22 protein-coding genes are annotated in these 17,350 nt (G+C 58.4%); 14 read left to right on the plus strand and 8 right to left on the minus strand.

What is annotated here, in order from left to right; genetic code table 11:
• Nucleotides 1-5 precede the first annotated feature (5 nt).
• Genes tatB through AO726_RS15820 form a run of 3 tightly spaced genes read left to right on the plus strand, consistent with a single transcriptional unit; the run spans nt 6 to nt 1,953 of the window.
• Nucleotides 6-458, plus strand: coding sequence for a Sec-independent protein translocase protein TatB (gene tatB, locus AO726_RS15810; protein WP_058069064.1), 453 nt, complete (start codon nt 6-8; stop codon nt 456-458).
• On the plus strand, nt 455-1,249 hold the full coding sequence (gene tatC, locus AO726_RS15815; RefSeq protein WP_058069065.1) for a twin-arginine translocase subunit TatC: 795 nt from the start codon (nt 455-457) through the stop codon (nt 1,247-1,249). The genes tatB and tatC overlap by 4 nt, the downstream gene beginning before the upstream one ends.
• Nucleotides 1,246-1,953, plus strand: a complete 708-nt coding sequence (locus tag AO726_RS15820; protein WP_058069066.1) for a 16S rRNA (uracil(1498)-N(3))-methyltransferase — start codon at nt 1,246-1,248, stop codon at nt 1,951-1,953. Before tatC ends, AO726_RS15820 begins: the two co-directional genes overlap by 4 nt.
• 145 nt (nt 1,954-2,098) lie before the next feature.
• Here the strand turns inward: AO726_RS15820 and AO726_RS15825 are convergent, their stop codons facing one another.
• Nucleotides 2,099-2,590, minus strand: a complete 492-nt coding sequence (locus tag AO726_RS15825; protein ID WP_058069067.1) for a winged helix-turn-helix transcriptional regulator — start codon at nt 2,588-2,590, stop codon at nt 2,099-2,101.
• A 99-nt stretch (nt 2,591-2,689) separates the two neighbouring features.
• Here AO726_RS15825 and AO726_RS15830 point away from each other — a divergent pair, with 99 nt between their 5' ends.
• Both AO726_RS15830 and AO726_RS15835 read left to right on the plus strand, forming a co-directional pair.
• A complete protein-coding gene (locus AO726_RS15830) occupies nt 2,690-3,418 on the plus strand; it encodes an SDR family oxidoreductase (RefSeq protein ID WP_058069068.1) in 729 nt (242 codons plus the stop codon).
• A gap of 26 nt (nt 3,419-3,444) precedes the next feature.
• Nucleotides 3,445-4,032 carry a 2-hydroxychromene-2-carboxylate isomerase gene (locus AO726_RS15835; RefSeq protein WP_058069069.1) on the plus strand — a complete coding sequence of 196 codons (588 nt, stop codon included), beginning with the start codon at nt 3,445-3,447 and terminating at the stop codon, nt 4,030-4,032.
• Nucleotides 4,033-4,044: 12 nt separating this feature from the next.
• On the opposite strand, the gene dtd is transcribed toward AO726_RS15835, so the two are convergent.
• Both dtd and pip read right to left on the minus strand, forming a co-directional pair.
• Nucleotides 4,045-4,482: a D-aminoacyl-tRNA deacylase gene (dtd, locus tag AO726_RS15840; RefSeq protein WP_058069070.1), complete on the minus strand. Its 438-nt coding sequence runs from the start codon at nt 4,480-4,482 to the stop codon at nt 4,045-4,047.
• On the minus strand, nt 4,479-5,450 hold the full coding sequence (gene pip / locus AO726_RS15845) for a prolyl aminopeptidase (RefSeq protein ID WP_058069071.1): 972 nt from the start codon (nt 5,448-5,450) through the stop codon (nt 4,479-4,481). Before pip ends, dtd begins: the two co-directional genes overlap by 4 nt.
• A gap of 94 nt (nt 5,451-5,544) precedes the next feature.
• On the opposite strand from pip, the gene AO726_RS15850 reads away from it, so the two are divergent.
• A complete protein-coding gene (locus AO726_RS15850) occupies nt 5,545-5,979 on the plus strand; it encodes a hypothetical protein (protein ID WP_058069072.1) in 435 nt (144 codons plus the stop codon).
• Here AO726_RS15850 and AO726_RS15855 read toward each other — a convergent pair.
• The gene (locus AO726_RS15855; protein ID WP_058069073.1) at nt 5,976-6,530 is read right to left on the minus strand and encodes a methyltransferase family protein; all 555 of its coding nucleotides are present in this window, start codon (nt 6,528-6,530) and stop codon (nt 5,976-5,978) included. The two genes, AO726_RS15850 and AO726_RS15855, sit on opposite strands and share 4 nt — an antisense overlap.
• 84 nt (nt 6,531-6,614) lie before the next feature.
• On the opposite strand from AO726_RS15855, the gene AO726_RS15860 reads away from it, so the two are divergent.
• The 8 genes from AO726_RS15860 to AO726_RS15895 all read left to right on the plus strand — a co-directional run bounded on the left by AO726_RS15860 (nt 6,615) and on the right by AO726_RS15895 (nt 13,673).
• Nucleotides 6,615-7,022, plus strand: coding sequence for a hypothetical protein (locus AO726_RS15860; protein WP_058069074.1), 408 nt, complete (start codon nt 6,615-6,617; stop codon nt 7,020-7,022).
• The gene (locus tag AO726_RS15865) at nt 7,015-7,899 is read left to right on the plus strand and encodes an ABC transporter ATP-binding protein (RefSeq protein ID WP_058069075.1); all 885 of its coding nucleotides are present in this window, start codon (nt 7,015-7,017) and stop codon (nt 7,897-7,899) included. Before AO726_RS15860 ends, AO726_RS15865 begins: the two co-directional genes overlap by 8 nt.
• Entirely contained in the window at nt 7,896-9,080 is a 1,185-nt protein-coding gene (locus tag AO726_RS15870; protein WP_058069076.1) for an ABC transporter permease, read from the plus strand. The genes AO726_RS15865 and AO726_RS15870 overlap by 4 nt, the downstream gene beginning before the upstream one ends.
• Complete coding sequence (locus AO726_RS15875; protein WP_058069077.1) at nt 9,062-9,328, plus strand: acyl carrier protein; 267 nt, start codon at nt 9,062-9,064, stop codon at nt 9,326-9,328. Before AO726_RS15870 ends, AO726_RS15875 begins: the two co-directional genes overlap by 19 nt.
• Nucleotides 9,325-10,449 carry a beta-ketoacyl synthase N-terminal-like domain-containing protein gene (locus tag AO726_RS15880; protein ID WP_058069078.1) on the plus strand — a complete coding sequence of 375 codons (1,125 nt, stop codon included), beginning with the start codon at nt 9,325-9,327 and terminating at the stop codon, nt 10,447-10,449. Before AO726_RS15875 ends, AO726_RS15880 begins: the two co-directional genes overlap by 4 nt.
• On the plus strand, nt 10,440-10,958 hold the full coding sequence (locus AO726_RS15885) for a hypothetical protein (protein ID WP_058069079.1): 519 nt from the start codon (nt 10,440-10,442) through the stop codon (nt 10,956-10,958). Before AO726_RS15880 ends, AO726_RS15885 begins: the two co-directional genes overlap by 10 nt.
• Before the next feature lie 270 nt (nt 10,959-11,228).
• Nucleotides 11,229-12,395 (plus strand): acyltransferase family protein, encoded by a 1,167-nt coding sequence (locus AO726_RS15890; protein ID WP_058069080.1) that lies wholly within the window; start codon nt 11,229-11,231, stop codon nt 12,393-12,395.
• Nucleotides 12,396-12,896: 501 nt separating this feature from the next.
• Nucleotides 12,897-13,673 carry an EAL domain-containing protein gene (locus AO726_RS15895; protein WP_058069210.1) on the plus strand — a complete coding sequence of 259 codons (777 nt, stop codon included), beginning with the start codon at nt 12,897-12,899 and terminating at the stop codon, nt 13,671-13,673.
• A gap of 159 nt (nt 13,674-13,832) precedes the next feature.
• Here the strand turns inward: AO726_RS15895 and AO726_RS15900 are convergent, their stop codons facing one another.
• The 4 genes from AO726_RS15900 to AO726_RS15915 are packed head-to-tail and all read right to left on the minus strand — an operon-like array spanning nt 13,833 to nt 17,335.
• Nucleotides 13,833-14,831: a BtrH N-terminal domain-containing protein gene (locus AO726_RS15900; protein ID WP_058069081.1), complete on the minus strand. Its 999-nt coding sequence runs from the start codon at nt 14,829-14,831 to the stop codon at nt 13,833-13,835.
• Nucleotides 14,828-15,235, minus strand: a complete 408-nt coding sequence (locus AO726_RS15905; protein ID WP_058069082.1) for a hypothetical protein — start codon at nt 15,233-15,235, stop codon at nt 14,828-14,830. Before AO726_RS15905 ends, AO726_RS15900 begins: the two co-directional genes overlap by 4 nt.
• Nucleotides 15,236-15,240: 5 nt before the next feature.
• Nucleotides 15,241-16,398 (minus strand): beta-ketoacyl-ACP synthase III, encoded by a 1,158-nt coding sequence (locus tag AO726_RS15910; RefSeq protein ID WP_082629169.1) that lies wholly within the window; start codon nt 16,396-16,398, stop codon nt 15,241-15,243.
• A 19-nt stretch (nt 16,399-16,417) separates the two neighbouring features.
• A complete protein-coding gene (locus AO726_RS15915; RefSeq protein WP_058069211.1) occupies nt 16,418-17,335 on the minus strand; it encodes a hypothetical protein in 918 nt (305 codons plus the stop codon).
• Nucleotides 17,336-17,350 lie beyond the last annotated feature (15 nt).

The following is a 17,350-nucleotide window of genomic DNA, read 5'->3' on the forward strand; positions in this document are numbered from 1 at the left end:
AGTCCATGTTTGATATCGGCTTCTCCGAACTCCTGTTAGTGGGCCTCGTGGCCCTGATTGTGCTCGGCCCTGAGCGTCTGCCGGGTGCTGTGCGTACCGCAGGCCTGTGGATTGGCCGAATCAAACGCAGCTTCAACGCAATCAAACAGCAGGTTGAGCAGGAAATCGGTGCGGACGAAATCCGCCGCCAGCTGCACAACGAGCAGATCCTACAACTTGAGCGTGAAATGAACGCCATGAAGCAGGAGCTGATCTCAGCTGGCAAACTGGCTGATCCAAACGCACCTGCACCAGAGCAAACTGCACAGGCGGCACAGCCAGCTAGCGAAGCAGCGACGCCAGTCACACCAGCCTCCGATGCCCAAACCGTGCTGCCACTTGAGCAGCCTGTAGCCGCTGCCAACGTAACACCCGCCACACCGAACCACGTGATCAATCAGGATAAGCCTCAGCCATGAGTTCTACCCCGGAAAACGATCAGGAAATGCCCCTGATTTCTCACCTGGCTGAACTGCGCTCGCGCTTGCTGCGCTGCGTGATTGCGGTGTTTGTCCTGTTTATGGCGCTGTTCTACTTCTCGCAGGACATCTACACCATCGTCTCGGCACCGTTGCGGGCCTACCTGCCTGAAGGCGCGACCATGATCGCCACCGGCGTGGCATCGCCCTTCCTCACGCCATTCAAGCTGACCGCGTGGGTTGCTCTGTTCCTCAGCGTGCCGATCCTGCTGTATCAAGCCTGGGGTTTTATCGCTCCCGGCCTGTACAAGCATGAAAAGCGCATCGCCATGCCATTGCTGGCTTCCAGCATCTTCCTGTTTTACGCAGGCATGGCCTTCGCCTACTTTCTGGTATTCCCGGTCATCTTCCACTTCTTCGCCAGCGTAACGCCGGAAGGCGTGGCGATGATGACCGACATCAACGAGTACCTGAACTTCGTCCTGACGCTGTTCTTCGCCTTTGGCGTGGCCTTTGAGATTCCCGTCGCCACCTTCCTGCTGCTGTGGGTGGGTGTCGTGAATGTGGAAACCCTGCGCAAAAGCCGTCCATACGTGATCATCGGCTGCTTCGTGGTGGGTATGATCCTTACCCCGCCGGACATCTTCTCGCAGACACTATTAGCTGTGCCGATGTGGCTGCTGTTCGAGGTTGGCCTGCTGTTCGGCAGCATGATCAAGCGCGCAGAAGAGAAAGAAGCCGAAGCCAGCGAAGAAGAGTCTGGCGACCAACCGCCTGCTACCCGCCCGTGAATCTGCTGCTACTGGAAGACGCCGACTTTATCGCGGCTGACCGGGTCCGCCTGAGCGGCCGTCGCCTCAAGCACATGCTTGAGGTGCACCGCGCCGAAAGCGGCGACAGTATGCGCGTCGGCAAGCTGGGTGGCCTGATGGGTCAGGGCCAGTTACTACATCTGGGCAGCGAATACGCCGAGCTGGCAGTAGCGTTTGATCAGCCCCCACCAGCCAAACTCCCCATTACCCTGCTGCTGGCTCTACCGCGCCCGAAGATGCTTCGCCGCGTACTGCAAACCGTCAGCAGCATGGGTGTGCCGCGCCTGGTCCTGCTGAACAGCTATCGGGTCGAAAAAAGCTTCTGGCAAACACCGTTTCTGGAGCCGGATGCCATCCGCGAACAGCTGGTCTTAGGGTTGGAACAGTCCCGCGATACGGTTCTGCCTGAGGTCATCATCGAAAAACGCTTCAAGCCCTTTGTGGAGGATCGCCTGCCGCAACTGGCCAGCGGCACTCTCGGTCTAATCGGCCATCCCGGCGATTACCCCGCCTGCCCCCGCGCCGTAGACGAACCTGTCACCTTGGCCATCGGCCCGGAAGGTGGCTGGATTCCCTATGAGGTGGATTTGCTCAGCAAGGCCGGGCTGAAGCCCGTCCAGCTTGGCGAGCGAATTCTGCGGGTTGAGACAGCTGTTACCGCGCTGTTGGCTCGACTTTACTAATCCAACTGTTGAGGCTGCGGTGGGTAAGCCTGCGGCCTTACCCACCCTACAACAGCGCACGTACCGTAGGGTGGCATACGGCTGCGAAGCAGCTTATCCACCATTGGATCGAGAGTGCACCAAGGCAAGCAGGCGCAAAACCGCCTCACGCGAACCTGCTCCCCCAATCCTCCGGTAGCAACTGCCCTTTAAACGCTTGCGCCTCCTCCAGCTTCACCTCGTCCGCACGCAGCGGTTCACCGCATTCGGAACACACCAACACGCCGCGCATGCGATGCCCGCAGGTGCGGTGTGTGCGCTGGATCGGCGCGCCTTCCGGGCCGCTCATATGGCGGTCACCCCAATCCACCAAGGTGACGATCACCGGATACAGATCCCGGCCTTTATCTGTCAGACGATATTCCTCACGCAGCGGCCGTTCCTGATAAGCCACCTTATCCAACACACCGGCCTCGGTGAGTTTCTTCAGGCGGTCGGCCAACAGATGGCGGGTCACGCCCAAGCGTTTTTCAAAAACGTCAAAACGACGCGTACCCAGAAAGCATTCACGCAGCACCAGCAGCGTCCAGCGATCTCCCACAACCGACAACGCTCTCGCAAGCGAACAGGGTTGTTGGTCCAGCTCTTCCCACCGCATAAGCCAATCTCCACAAACGTCTGCGAACAATAGCTTGACAGGTTCTAAAATGGAACCGACTATCAAATAAGTTCTAAAAAGGAACTAATGGAGAATCCAATGACAGATCGCAAGGCAGTTCTGGTTGTCGGTGCCGGTGATGCAACAGGCGGTGCCATTGCAAAGCGCTTCGCCAGAGAGGGTTATGTGGCCTGTGTCGCCCGGCGTAATGCCGAAAAGCTGCAGCCACTGGTGGACGAAATCGAAGCAGCAGGCGGCAGCGTGCGGGCATTTGGCTGCGATGCGCGGGTTGAAGAACAGGTAGTCGAATTGTTCGCCACCATCGAGCGGGAAGTCGGCCCGCTGCATGCTGTCGTCTTCAATATCGGGGCCAACGTGCAGTTCTCCATTACCGAAACCACCGAGCGGGTCTACCGCAAAGTTTGGGAAATGGCAGCGCTGGCAGGCTTTCTCACTGGCCGTGAAGCCGCCAAGGTGATGCTGCCCCGAGGTCACGGCACAATCATTTTCACCGGTGCGACAGCTTCACTACGAGGGCGCGCTAATTTCAGCGCCTTTGCCAGCGCCAAGTTTGCCCTGCGTGCGCTGGCACAAAGCATGGCGCGGGAGTTGGGGCCGAAGGGCATTCATGTGGCTCACCCGATTATCGATGGTGCCATCGACACCGCCTTTATCCGCGACACCTTCCCGCAGCTGTACAAGCTCAAGGAGCAAGACGGCATCCTAAACCCGGATCACATCGCCGAGACCTACTGGCAGATCCATTGCCAACCGCGCGATTGCTGGGTCCACGAAATGGACCTGCGCCCCTGGTCCGAAACCTTCTGATCCCCATAAACATAAGGAATATGTGCATGAGTAAGACAGTAGAGTTCTTTTTCGACTTCGGCAGCCCGACCAGCTATCTGGCCTGGACCCAACTGCCACGTATCGCCCTGGAGCACGGTGCCGAAATAATCTGGCGACCGGTGTTGCTCGGCGCAATCTTCAAGGCCACCGGCAACAGTTCACCGGTAGCGATTCCAACTAAAGGCCGCTACATGCTGAACGATATGGCCCGCTTTGCGCGACGCTACGGAGTCCTGCTGGCACCCAACCCGTTCTTCCCGATTAACACGCTACAGCTTATGCGTGGCGCAACCGGGTACCTCGGCACAGAAGACTTCCCCCGCTACGTTAAAGCCATCTACGAAGGCATTTGGACTCAGCGCCTGAACTTGGGTGACGTGGCACAGGTGGCGACAGTGCTGACTCAAGCCGGGCTCGATCCCGCTCGGTTCAAGGAGTTGATCAATGATGAGAACATCAAAGAGACGCTGAAGAACAACACCGACGAAGCCGTCAAACGCGGCCTGTTCGGTGTACCGACCTACTTTGTCGGTAAGGAGATGTTCTTCGGCCAGGACCGCCTCGACTTTGTCGCCGAAGCGTTGCAGGGCTGAAGCGCTACCCGGTCAGGTTTCCAGCAGGAAGGTGACCGGGCCATCGTTGATCAGGTGCACCTGCATGTCCGCACCGAACTGGCCGGTGGCGACATCGGCGTGCAGGTTGCGCGCCTGAGCCACAAGCAGATCGAACAACTCAGCCCCCATCACCGGCGAGGCGGCGCTGGAAAAGCTTGGGCGCAGGCCGCTTTCGGTATCGGCTGCCAAGGTGAACTGAGAGACCAGCAGCAGGCCGCCGTTCACATCCTTCAGGGACAAGTTCATCTTGCCAGCCGCATCGCTGAACACACGATAGTTCAGCAGTTTGTGCAGCATTTTCTCGACACTTGCCGGCGTGTCTTGGGGTTCTACCCCAACCAAGACCAACAGTCCATGATCAATAGCGCCGACAACTTCACCAGCGACTTCTACGCGCGCGCTACGGGCGCGCTGGATCAATGCTTTCATGCTTCATCCGGTGCCAGGTTCAACAAACGGCGGGCCATTTCATCGGCCGCCCTGACCAAGGCGTCTGTTATACCGCTTTCTGCTGCTGAATGGCCGGCATCCCGAATAATTTGCAGTTCGCTGTTCGGCCAAGCCTTGTGCAGCGCCCAAGCGTTGTCCAGCGGGCAGATTACGTCGTAGCGACCATGCACAATCACGCCGGGCAGATGGGCGATCTTGCCGATATCGCGCAGCAGCTGGTTAGGCTCAAGGAACGAATTATTAGTGAAGTAATGGCATTCAATGCGCGCAATCGACAGGGCTCGCGCAGCTTCACTGAAACGGTCAACGATCAGCGGGTTAGGCCGCAAGGTCGCGGTGCGCCCCTCCCAAGTTGACCAAGCTTTGGCTGCATGCATCTGGGCGATCTGATCCGGGCCGGTCAGGCGTTTGTAGAAGGCGCTGACCAGATCGTCGCGTTCATCTGCCGGAATCGGTGACAGATAGTCTTCCCAATAATCGGGGAACAGACGACTCGCGCCCTCCTGATACAGCCAGCGCACGTCTTCAGGCCGGGCCAGAAAGATGCCGCGCAAAATCAGCCCCAGCACCCGCTGCGGATGTGCCTGTGCATAAGCCAGCGCCAGGGTCGAGCCCCACGAGCCGCCGAACAGCACCCACTTATCAATACCGAGGTGCTCGCGGATACGCTCCATATCCTCAACCAGCGCCTGAGTGGTGTTGTTCTCCAGGCTGGCGTGAGGCGTTGAGCGCCCACAGCCGCGCTGATCGAAGGTGATGATGCGATACAGAGCCGGATCAAAATAGCGGCGGCTTGAGGCATCACAGCCCGCGCCTGGCCCGCCGTGAATAAACACCACAGGCAAGCCGGTGGACGTACCGCTCTCATCCACGTACAACACATGTGGCGCCTCAACTGCCAGCTCATGACGGGCGTAGGGCTTGATGTCCGGGTACAGGGTCTGCATGTTTAGCTCCTGAAAGGGTGCGCTCGAGACTGTCTGCGTCCGCATCAGCCTTCGTCACGATAGCCGCATCATAACCACGAAAAAGGCATTCAGCATGACACGCCGGATCTTTGCCAGCGCAATCTTGATCTCCATCACTCTGCTCGTCGGCTGTGGCCGCAAAGATGACCCACTATCCGCACTTGAAGCGGCCGTGGAGCAGCTGCAAACCAACCTCGAAGCCAAACAGACCGGCGATGTGCTGGATCAACTGCACCCACAGTTCTCTGCTCAGCAAAACTACGACCGCGACTGGGCTAAGCGCACCATGTTGTTGCTGTTTATGCGGCACAAAAACGTCAAGGTCATCGGCCTAAGCAAACAGAGCTCGCTGGACAGCACTTACCGCGACCGCGGCCATACAGAGGCGCAAGTGGCGCTGACCGGCGCAGAAGGGCTGATTCCCAACAGCGCCGGGCATTACACGGTAAAGCTTGAATGGTGGCAGGAAGACGGCGAGTGGAAACTGGCGCGCCTGAATTGGGATTAAAAGATGAAAGGGATAAACATCCGGCTGCGCTGCATATAGTCCGCATAGGCCTGACCAAATACGTGTCGGCACTCAGCCTCATCGCAACGCGCGGTCAGATACAGCGCCACACTGGTCACCGCCGCCAACACCCAACTGGCCAGCCCCGGCTGCTTAAAGGCCACACCCCAAGCCAACAACAGCAATGAGGCATACAACGGATGGCGGATTACCCGGTAAATACCGGACGTCACCAGCTGCGAAGTACGCTCAAAAGCAAACAACTCGGCATCCTGACGCTGAGCGTCCGGCTTACCGATCTTGCGCAGTTGATAAAGGCCGACAAACAACAGCAGCAGCGAGCTGAACAGCAGCGCCCACGACACCAGTTGATGTGCGCTATAACGATCCTCAAACCACTGCGGGCCATTGAGCACCAGTAACGCCAGAATCGCCTCCCAGGCGAAGAACCGATAAAAACCGTGGGACTTAGGCCGCAGCAACGCCTGCCGGGACAACCCCAGCAACAACAACGACCCAATTACAAACGCCCCAGCTTGCACCCACACCATCCACTACTCTCCCCAACCGGCCCGGCGCTGCGCGCTTTAGAGCCCCTCTGTTACACTTCCGTACCACTTAATTCGGCCCAGCCAATGGATCGCTCACAACTGCACAATCTGCTGCCCCACCAAGGCCCGGCTCTGTGGCTGGATCGCCTGTTGGCGCACGACAGCACGCACATTCAGGGGCTCAGCGCCTGGCATTATCTGGATGCCTTCGGCGCGGATGCATCGCCCTGCCTGCTGTTTGAGGCAGCTGCTCAGTTGTGCGCCGCACATGGTGCCCTATACGGCGACAGCAGTGCTATTGAAATGGCATTGGTGGGCAAGCTTTCCCAGTTGCAGGTTCATCACGAACCCGAGCATCGCGACGGTGCGTTGGAATTGGCTGCAGAGCAAGAGGCGTTAAGCCCGGCAGGTGCTTTGTACGCCTTTAGCGTCCACCATCACGGCCAGCTGCTGTTGGACGGCAAACTGCTTCTGGTGCTGGTCCATGCTTGAACTCAAACAGCTCAGTCATCATTACCCTGGTGCCAGCCGTGCTGCGCTGCAAGGCATCGACCTGCACGTACAAGCTGGAGAATGCATCGGCCTGCTGGGCAGCAACGGTGCGGGCAAAACCACATTGCTGTCGCTGATCAGCGGCGTGCTAGCGGTGCAGCAAGGTGAATTGCGCTGGCAGGATCAGCCGCGCCTGGGTCTGATTCCGCAGCAACTGGCGTTCTACGCCGGGCTGAAAGTGAAAGAAAACCTCGCGCTGTTTGCCGATCTCTACCAACTGCGCGGGCCAGAGCGCCAGCAAGCGCTGCAACGTTGCATCGACACCTGCGCCCTGAGTGACAAGCTCAACGCCCGTAGCGAGCAGCTTTCCGGCGGTGAACAGCGCCGTCTCAACTTCGCCATCGGCCTGCTGCAACCGGCGGATCTGTACCTGTTCGATGAGGCCACCGTGGGTGTGGATGCCAGCAACCGTCAGCAGTTGCTCAGCGCCGTCGAACAACTCACCCAGGACGGCAAAGCGGTGATCTACACCAGCCATTATCTGGAAGAAGTGGAGCGCGTCGCTCAGCGCATCCTGCTGCTGCATGAAGGCCAGGTGCGACTGGATGTGGATAAACGCCAACTGCTCGGCGACGACCACGGCCTACTGCTGGAATGGCCGGATCAGATACCGGCAGGGCTCGACGCTCTGCTTGAGCGCCTGCAACTGAAGGCAGAAGCCCTGCACAAAGGCCTGCGCATCAACGCCATCAGCCCGCAACAGTTACTGGAGATCAGCCAGTTTATTGCCGCGCAAAGTGAGCAACCGAGCCTGCTGCGCTATGGCCGCCCCTCCCTTGAACAGCTATACCTGCGCCTGAACGGAGGCCGCCTGTGAGACTCCGAGCGCTGATATGTAAAGAACTGCTCCTACTGCTGCGCGACCCGCACGCGCTGGCGGTGCTGTTTATCATGCCCGCGCTGTTCCTGCTGCTGATGGCCGGTGCCATGTCCAACTACATGCAAGAAAAGCCACCGGCGCTGCGCCTGATTGTCGAAGCACCGAGCGACGCCAGCAGCGAGTTCTTCCGCGCAGCCCTGCAAGCCCAATTGCCGGACAGCGACCTGCTCAGCAGCAGCGACGAACGCCTGGCTCGCGTCAGCCTGCCTGCTGATTTTGATCAGCACCTGCTCGACTCGCCGCATCAAGGCCCGGCCCTGAGCTTCCCGCCGCAGTTCGACAAACTCTCGCGCCAGCGCCTGCACAGCGCGGTGTCGATCGCCCTCGCGCAAACCCGCCTGCTTGCCTATCTGGAAGACAGCGGCGAGATTGACGAAGGGCTGAGCCAGACCGAACGCCTGCAACTGATTCAGCAGCGCACCCAAAGCCAGATCAGCGAACACGAACTGCTCAGCAGCGGCGACCTCAGTGGCCGAGCCAACGCCACTCAGTTGAGCGTGCCCGCGTGGCTGATCTTCGGCATGTTCTTTATCGTCCTGCCTATGGCCGGTGGCTTCCAGCGCGAACAACAAAGTGGCGCGCTGCTGCGCCTGCGCTGCATGGGCCTGAGCCTCGGCACACTGGTACTGAGCAAGCTGCTGCCCTATGTGCTGATCAACCTCGTTCAATTCAGCGCCCTGCTCGCCCTCGGCGTGTACGGCCTGCCGCTGCTGGGCTTACCTGCTCTGAGCCTGCCGGGCAGTGCTGCGGGCTATATCGTTCTGGCCATCAGCCTGACACTCGCCACCTGTAGCCTTGGCTTGCTGCTGGCGGCCCTGGCCCGCAGTGCCGAACAGGCCTTGTTGCTCGGCGGCGGTATCAATATCCTGCTGGCGGCATTGGGCGGCATCATGGTGCCGAAGAGCGTAATGCCCGCCGCCATGGCGCAAATCGCCGAACTGTCACCCATGAGTTGGGCGCTGGACGCCTTTCTCACCTTACTAGTAGGCCAGGGCACACTGGCCGACATCGCCCCTTACTGCGCCCGCCTGCTGATCGTTGCAGTGCTGCTGGGCGTAGGCGGGCTGTTTTTGTTCACAAGAAGAATACGGCACACGCAATGGACCACTCATTACTAGAAGAACAACTCAAGCAACTCATCATTCGCGAGTGCGACAAAGAAGACGACATCGACTGGCAAGACATCACCAACGATGAAGTGCTGTTCGGCGGCAAAAGCCGCGTGCAGATGGACAGCCTCGACGCCCTGCAAGTCTCCCTGGCCTTGCAGCAACAGTACGGCGTGCGCATTGAAGGCGCTAAAGAAGGCCGCCGTATCCTCAGCACCATCAGCAGCATCGCCAGCTTTATCAGGCAGCACCAGTGATCCCGATCTACCTGCAACGGGCCACGCTGGACTGCGCCCTGGGTGCCGATCTGGACAGCGCTGCCAACGCCCTGCACAGCGGAAGAATGCCCGCTGGCGAAACCTTTCTGCTGCATGAGCTGAACGAGCCGCGCTGCTATCTGCCTGCACAAGGCCAGCGGGATACGTTAGACGCACGGCTTAACCGCGTACTCGAAAACACCCTAGGGGCCAATGCGGGCGAGCTGAGCGACTGCCTGTTGATCGTCGCCAGCACCAGCCTCGACATCAGCGATCTGGAAGCGCTAACCCGCAGCAACGGCGGCTTTAAACCGGAAGACTCCACGCCACTGGACCTGCTCTCCGCCCAATTGCGCAAGCACTGGGGCTTTGCTGATGCCTTCACCCTTAACACCGCCTGCACCAGCGGCGCCAACGGCCTGCTCTACGGCGCACGCATGCTGGCGTCGGGGCTGTATCAGCGCGCTGTGGTCATGAGTTTTGAAACGCCCAGCGCCATTGCCCAACAAGGCTTCGGCGCGCTGATGCTGAGCAGCCCCAGCGGCCAGTACCGGCCATTTCACCCGCAGCGTGACGGCCTGATTTTGGGCGAAGCCTACGCCTGCACCCTGCTCAGCCGCGAGCCGGGCGAGCAACCGCTGGCGCGCCTGCTCGGCGGTTTCAGCGCCTGCGACACCAGTAGCCTGACCACCACCCGTGAAGACGGCAGCCATATTCACTGGGTCATGCAACAAGCCTTGCGCAGCGCCGGTTGCAGCGCCGAACAGATCGACCTGATCAAACTCCACGGCACCGCCACCAGCGCCAACGACGAAGCCGAAAGCAACGGCATGCGCTTGATGTATTCGCAGCAGATGCCACACCTGAGCCTGCTCAAACCCTGGCTCGGCCACACCCTCGGCGCCTGCGGCCTGAGCGAAACCTTACTGCTGCTGCGCACCCTGCAAACCGGTGCATTGCCCGCCGTGGATTACGCCACCGACGCCATGCTGCCGCTACCCTCTGAGCCGCTGAAACTGCCCGCAGACAGCCTGCTACTGGCCAACTTCTTCGGCTTTGGCGGCAACAACGCCAGCTTGGTCCTGCAAGGCTGTGAACAAGGTGAACAACCATGCGCGTGATTGCCCGCAACGAAGTACGCGGCAGCGCCGCCGACACCGATAAACAGCTCAAAGCCCAACTTTCTCAGTGGCTGGAGCAACCGCCACGGCGCATCGACCGGCTGATTCTGCAATGCCTGCTCGCCGCCGCCCCGCTTAAACGCCACATCAGCGGTCGCTGCGGTCTTTATCTAGCCGCCGCCCACCCCGACCGCAGCACCATGGGTGCCCTGCTCAACAGCGTCTGCGTCCAGCACAAACAGCCCAAGCCATTCGAGTTCGTCAACAGCGTCAGTAACGCCGCAGGCTTCCATATCGCCCAACAGTTAGGTCTTGAAGGTCCGAACTTGTTTATTGGTGCCGGGGAGAATGTGTGGGAGCAGCTAAAGGCATTGGCCAAGCTGGATTTGGACGATGGGGTGATTGAGCAGGCGTTGGCGGTGGTGTGTGAGGACCGGGGAGACTTTGTCGCCGAAGCAGTACTGATTGAAAGCGCACGGAAAGACTCGGTGGCGGAGGCAATATCATAATGCTCCGCACTAGCAGACTGGCTTTGGTAGCCAGTGACTGAACCGAAACAACCACGGTTTCATGGTTACTCAACTTCAGGGCTAACCGACAAGAGCTGAGCTCGCCATAGCGGCAGAACCTGCCCTATTGCCTGACTCCTCCGGACTATGACTTGCTCCTGCCCCTGTATCCAAAATCACTCAAATCTGGAAAGCTCTCGACAACTTCATACCACTAAACCAGCAGCCGTGGCCTTGCCTGCCCGCTACTAACAACTCCAATACGCAGATATGACTAATAAAAAGAATCTGGAAATTGAGTACCTACGAGCAGTAGCGATAGGCATGACCTTGTTTTGCCATCTACCGACCCTGCTGCCATTCCACGGCAATGCCTTCCTGCATTTCTTCACGGTGTATATGCCCTGGACAGGGGTCGATTTGTTTTTCTGCGTCTCCGGTTATGTGGTCAGCAAAGCCTATCTGGATACCCTTGATCAGCACCGCCAGCAGGGACACTTCTGGATAGCCGCTCAGGCTTTCTGGATTCGCCGGATCTACCGCCTGTTGCCCACGGCCTGGTTCTGGGTCTTTGTCTCGTTGCTGTTATCCATCGCCTTCAACCATTCAGGGGCATTTGGTGATTGGTATGCCAACCTGCGCAGCATTACTGCAGTCATGACGTTCACCATGAACCTGGCAAACAATTACGGGGATATGTTCGGGCCTAATGCCATTTACTGGAGCCTGGCGCTGGAGGAGCAGTTTTATTTCATATTTCCTCTGTTCCTGCTGCTGATCACGGATAACAAGTGGCGTGTTCGCATCCTTCTGGCTCTGATTGCCCTTCAGTTCTGTTTTGAGCGGAGCCTGTTTGGCGATAAAGGCAGCGCGCTGGGCGCGTCGTTCAGGCTCGATGCCATGATGTGGGGCATCCTGATCTGTCTGTTTTCACGCAGTAAGCTGTACAGCCAGTTTGAGCCGACCTTTCTGAAAAAGGCACCACTGAAAGTGCTTGGTCTGAATCTACTTCTGCTTTATCTGCTTGGGGCTATATCTGCCCAACTGATGGCGATGCCCATCGCAGTAGGGTTGATTGCCATTGTTGCAGCGATGCTGGTGTTCCTCGCCAGTTTCAACAACGGCTATATATTCAGCGTGCCGCTACTCACACCACTGCTGACATGGGCAGGATCTCGCTCATACGGCATGTATGTCATCCACTTACCGGCCTACCATCTCAGTACCGAGTTATGGCACCGCTACGCGGAGAAAAAAGGGGTTGGATTCGATGCTGGCCTGACCGCCGAACTATTGCTGACCGCTGCGGTTCTGGTGGTTGTGCTCAGTGAGTTGAACTACCGGATTATTGAGCAACCACTGCGCCGCAAAGGAGCCGAATTTGCCAAAGCAAGGTTGCAGCGCGTTTCGGCAGAGAACGCAACTACCGCAAAGTAGCAGCACTTGCACCGTACCTGCGGCTTGAGCTCAAGCCGCCTGTATTGTTAAAAGGCAGCCCGCTAACTGTGGGTGAAAACATCAACACCGATCTGCGGAAAGATTGATTTAGCGAGTGGCTACGTGGGTTACACAGGGCTGCTGTCACCGTACAGCCGCTTCTGATAGTTGAGATACACCAATAACCCGTGGTTGGATGCCATTGGCACTCAAGTGTCTTCAACGGCGGAGTTCAAGTGCCCACGCTTCCAGATATTCTTGATTTTTTGGCCGTGCGAGCAAAGCCTAATAGCCCCTACAATGCCGGGCATTGCTGAGGGGGCAACGATGCACGGGGCCTATACCTTTAGGCCCCACGTTAAACCGGACTATGCTCTGTAAACCAGCCCTTTGGTTGTGAGATCAAGGGCATGTCAATTGCCAGGTTATGAGGGTGTTGAGCCCCCTTAACGCATGCTGAACCCGCTCAAATACACACGCTCGGTCTCTAAGGATTTTGCAGTGAACTCCAATCAAAGCTTTTTCCCACAGCCGTTTCGTCCAGTCGGCTGTGCAGAATGCCGTAACCACGAAGCGCTGGGCTTTGATTTCAGCATGGCCTTTCAGTTGATTCTCGATATCGAGGAGCAACGTCCGTTTGCTTATGAAGCCTTGGTCCGCGGTCTCAACGGCGAGTCTGCCGGCGAAATCCTGGGGCAGGTGAACGACACCAACCGTTATCGTTTTGATCAGGCCTGCAGGGTTAAAGCTATCGAACAGGCTGCGCGCCTTGAGTTGCAGACCATTCCGGATTGCCTATTGAGCATCAATTTTTTGCCCAATGCCGTCTACAGGGCCGAAACCTGCATCCGCGCAACGCTTGAGGCAGCCAATCGTTTTGAGTTCCCTCAAGAGCGGTTGATGTTTGAAATGACTGAGAGTGAGCAGGTTCACGACACCGAGCACCTCAAGAGCATCTTCGCGGAGTACAACCGGCAAGGGTTCACGACCGCGATTGATGATTTTGGCTCCGGCTATTCAGGTCTGAATCTGCTGGCTGAATACCAGCCCCACATTCTCAAACTTGATATGGCGCTGACCCGGGGGATTGACCAAGACCCCGTACGCCAAGCGATTGTCGCTGGCATTTTGCTGACCGCCCGACGCCTCAACATTCGGATCATTGCCGAAGGCATTGAGAGCGCCGGGGAACGAGACGCACTGCGTGAGCTCGGCGTGCGTTATATGCAAGGTTACCTCTTTGCCCGGCCGCAGCTTAACGCGTTGAGTCACCGATAAACCGCTTAGCGCATCCCTTTGCCAAGCCTCTTTGCGTTAAAAGAGCACGGCTAGCCCTGGGGATGACGCTTGCGGGGCAATTACCGTGCATAAATGCCGGAGCGATGCGCAGGGTAAATAGGCCGTAGGCTTATCCACCACAAAGCATACGTTCAGCGCTTATTTACGCTTACTCCACGCCGCCAATTCCTTCATTAACTCCCGCTCTTGCAGGGCGATGCCACGCAGGGTGTCGGCAATCGGGGCAAAGTCGGGGGCTTCGCCTTTACTGCGGCTGGCACGTACGCAGGCGGAGGCAAACTGACGCCAGTTGTCGCCGATGGCCGTCAGTTGGCTTGAAGCCTCATTAAGCGTTGGCTCGCCCAGCAACTCACCGGCTTCTTGCAGGAAGCTGGCGTACATAAAGCGGAAGCCCGCGCCGCCGGTGCCAATCTCTTCTTGCATGCGCACGATATGGGTCAGGTACAAGCGGTTGTACTTGGTATTGCTCGGGTCGAGCTTGGCCACTTGCCCGGCCAAATGCTGAATGCCGCGAATACCGATCCACGGCAGTGGCATACCGTCGAGGATGCGGGTGGTAGAAAGCACGCTTTTGCGGATCAGCTTGTTCCAGTCGTGCTCCAGCGGCACTTGCTCAAGGCTGTACATCAACCCTTTGGCGGCCAGCGCACCTTTGGCGAAGCGGGCTTTTTGCAAGTCTTTAGCAGGGCAGCGTACCGGCTCTTCCAGAACCGGATCGCTGATCAGGTACTCATCGCCCTCGCGTCCGTAAGCCAACAAGTTGTGGGCGTTGAAGTGAAAGCGCATTTCCGGCGGGAAATATGGCAGCCAGAACACTGAGCTTTGCAGGCCAACCAGCTTGCCGCCGTCCAGCGCCTCGTCCAATGCACGCTTACCCTGCTCAGGATTGCCGAAAGTGCGGGTTTGCAGGCGCACGCCGAGGCGTTTGCTCAGGGTTTTGATCAGGTGCTTAGGCGGCATGCGGTAGGCAATCAACGGCATGCCACTGAGTTTGACGATCGGCAGGTAGGCGAAGGCCAAACCTGAGGCCAAACCAAACGCCATCGGCTCACTCATGGGCAAACCGGCGTGGGTCAGCAGGCTGGCCATTACGCCGCTTTCGCAGTGGGCGCTTTGTTGGTGTTGGAAACGGCTCATGCCTGACCCTTCTGATAAGAAATCAATTGTTCAACGGGCAGACCAAAAGCCTCCGCGTAGCGTGCCAGCAGCGCTGGCGAAAGTTTGCGATAGATGGCCGGGCGGAAGTGACGGCGAATCCGCCATTGCCACAGCCCGGTGACCATCGCCAACGCCGGTTCATCGAGGCGGTAGCGGTACATCAGAAACTTCAGCGGCGACAGTTCACCACGCTGCCAGGCTGCATGGGCTTCGGTTTCCTGCTCTTGCAGTTCAGCCACAGCCAGTTGCGTCGAGTAGGTTTCCGGCTCCCAGCCAGCACTCTGTGCGCCTTGGTAATGGCCGCTGTCATCCACTGCGTAGAGCAGCTTGCTGTGGCCGCCATAAACGGTGCTGGAATCCTGTGGAACCTCGTCGAGTTTCATCGGCGTTACTCGTCTTTTCCGACCACGGTCAGGTGCATAAAGGCGCTGGAGAAGCGGCCGCTTTCCGGCACATAGCACAGCAGGCGCTGGCCGCTGCGCAGTTTGCCGGAGTTAAACAGCTCATCAAGCATGATGAAGATCGACGCCGCACCGGTATTGCCTTTGCTGGTGAGGTTAGTGAACCAGCGCTCCTGCGGAATCGGCAGGCCGACGTTGGCCAGGCCCACAGCCAGCCGGTCGCGGAAGAATTCCGAAGAGTAATGCGGCAGCAGGTAATCAATCGCGTCAACGCTCAACTCGCGGCGCTGCATGATGCGCTTGAGGGTTTCTTCGACGGTGTATTTGACGATGTTGTCGTTAAGCAGTTTGACGTCCTGCTTGATCGCCATCACCGACAGGCGGTTGCGCTCGGCACCGTCGTAACGGCTCCAGCCTTGCAAGCGGCCGTCGACCATTTCCGCTCCGGCATACATGCAGGCAGGCATTTGATCGGCAAAGGAGAGGATGTCGATCCAGTCCACGCGCAGGCTCAGGCCTTTGGCATTGGGCTGATTCTGCAACAGCACAGCACCAGCGCCATCAGAGAGCATCCAGCGCAGGAAGTCTTTTTCAAAGGCGATTTCCGGGCGCTCTTCCAGCTCTTCCAGTCGGCTTTCATATTCGGCGTTGAAGTTGCGTGCATGCATCAGTGCCGAAGCCAATTCAGAGCCACAGGCCACAGCGTTGTAACTTTCACCGCTGGCGACACTCATCCAGGCGTATTTCAGCGCCGTCATGCCGCACAGGCAGATCCCGGCGGTGGACACCACTTCGCAAGGCGGGTTGCCCAGCTCACCCTGCACCATCACCGCATGGCCAGGCATGACCTGATCTGGCGAGGCCGTGCCTGCAACCAGGCAGTCGAGTTCGCGCAGTTGGCCTTCGTTCTCGAACAGACCGCGAATGGCTTCGGCGCTGAGCTGGGCATTATTCATGCTCGGCTCGCCGGTTTGCGGGTCGATGGCGTAATGGCGCTGGCGGATGCCGTTGCTGCGCAAGATCAGCTTGCGCGCCCGCGAAGGCTTGTCGCCGACCTTGCCCAGACGGTCTTCCATCTGTTCATTGTCGACCGCCTCATGGGGCAGGAAGGCATTCACTCGGTTGATGTAAACAGGCTGTACCACAGACATTCCTCAAGCCACTTCACTCGCCGGACGGGCCGGCAAAGTAGGCCTTCTCACGCTGTACCCGCGCCTTGGTCAAGGGGGCCAGCAATTTCTTCAACAGTGCAGTGACCGGCACCACGGTGACGATCAGGCACAACAAAAATACGATGTAGACCACCAACCCAGCAGCGCGGCGGCGGCTCCTTCGAGGGCCAATGGCGACAAGCAGGCGGCTCCAGAGTTGGAAACTGCGGTTGCCGACCTTCTCGCTGGCAATGAGTTTTTCATCCACCTTTACCGCGCCAAGACCTTTCAGCATGGGCTGTTCAATGGGCAGGTGGTCGGCAGTCAGACGCTGCCTGATGGCTTCACCAAAGCGGCGGGCGGCAACAATTTCGGCTTCATCAATGCCGGCGCGCGGCACCCAGCTGTAGGGCTTTTGCCGGCCGGTAAACATCCACAGTGGTGTGGATAAAAAACTCGCGGCGGTGCCACAGGCATCGGTAAGGGCGATGTTATCCACCAGACGCGCACCCAGCTGGCTGAGTTTGGTCTTCACTTTTTCCTGCGCCATCAGCCACATATTGCGGCAGCCGATCAGGGTCACGACGGGCGTGTCTTTGAGCAGTTGCGCGGCCTCTGGCGACGCCAAGAACGCGGTCATTGGTTGCGACGGCGAAAGAAACCACACCTGATAGGCCAAGATGATGAGGTCGTAGCGCTTGCCTGCATCCACCGCCAAGGGCTTGAGCGGCTGCGGGCGCATCAGTACGGTTTCCGGGAAAATGCGGAAAAACTCTAGAAACGGCCAGGGAAACGGGTAAGGTTGCTGCGGCTGCAACTGCAGAAAATCGACTTGAATGTCGCTGCAATCTTGCAATGGCGCACAGACGGATTCCGCCAGCCGATCAAGCTGCCCAGTTTGAGAGTAATGAACAATTAAGACGTGCCGCATCACCAGCCACTTCAA

It is taken from the genome of Pseudomonas sp. TTU2014-080ASC, assembly GCF_001446935.1.
GTDB lineage: Bacteria > Pseudomonadota > Gammaproteobacteria > Pseudomonadales > Pseudomonadaceae > Aquipseudomonas.

Bases quoted from the DNA above. Each gene is read 5' to 3' on its own strand.
- AO726_RS15865 (WP_058069075.1), top strand. From the start codon at position 7,015: ATGCTTGAACTCAAACAGCTCAGTCATCATTACCCTGGTGCCAGCCGT.
- tatB (WP_058069064.1), top strand. From the start codon at position 6: ATGTTTGATATCGGCTTCTCCGAACTCCTGTTAGTGGGCCTCGTGGCC.
- AO726_RS15885 (WP_058069079.1), top strand. From the start codon at position 10,440: ATGCGCGTGATTGCCCGCAACGAAGTACGCGGCAGCGCCGCCGACACC.
- AO726_RS15855 (WP_058069073.1), bottom strand. From the start codon at position 6,530: ATGGTGTGGGTGCAAGCTGGGGCGTTTGTAATTGGGTCGTTGTTGTTG.
- AO726_RS15835 (WP_058069069.1), top strand. From the start codon at position 3,445: ATGAGTAAGACAGTAGAGTTCTTTTTCGACTTCGGCAGCCCGACCAGC.
- dtd (WP_058069070.1), bottom strand. From the start codon at position 4,482: ATGAAAGCATTGATCCAGCGCGCCCGTAGCGCGCGCGTAGAAGTCGCT.
- AO726_RS15830 (WP_058069068.1), top strand. From the start codon at position 2,690: ATGACAGATCGCAAGGCAGTTCTGGTTGTCGGTGCCGGTGATGCAACA.
- AO726_RS15905 (WP_058069082.1), bottom strand. From the start codon at position 15,235: ATGAAACTCGACGAGGTTCCACAGGATTCCAGCACCGTTTATGGCGGC.
- AO726_RS15890 (WP_058069080.1), top strand. From the start codon at position 11,229: ATGACTAATAAAAAGAATCTGGAAATTGAGTACCTACGAGCAGTAGCG.
- tatC (WP_058069065.1), top strand. From the start codon at position 455: ATGAGTTCTACCCCGGAAAACGATCAGGAAATGCCCCTGATTTCTCAC.
- AO726_RS15860 (WP_058069074.1), top strand. From the start codon at position 6,615: ATGGATCGCTCACAACTGCACAATCTGCTGCCCCACCAAGGCCCGGCT.
- pip (WP_058069071.1), bottom strand. From the start codon at position 5,450: ATGCAGACCCTGTACCCGGACATCAAGCCCTACGCCCGTCATGAGCTG.
- AO726_RS15850 (WP_058069072.1), top strand. From the start codon at position 5,545: ATGACACGCCGGATCTTTGCCAGCGCAATCTTGATCTCCATCACTCTG.
- AO726_RS15875 (WP_058069077.1), top strand. From the start codon at position 9,062: ATGGACCACTCATTACTAGAAGAACAACTCAAGCAACTCATCATTCGC.
- AO726_RS15825 (WP_058069067.1), bottom strand. From the start codon at position 2,590: ATGCGGTGGGAAGAGCTGGACCAACAACCCTGTTCGCTTGCGAGAGCG.
- AO726_RS15915 (WP_058069211.1), bottom strand. From the start codon at position 17,335: ATGCGGCACGTCTTAATTGTTCATTACTCTCAAACTGGGCAGCTTGAT.
- AO726_RS15900 (WP_058069081.1), bottom strand. From the start codon at position 14,831: ATGAGCCGTTTCCAACACCAACAAAGCGCCCACTGCGAAAGCGGCGTA.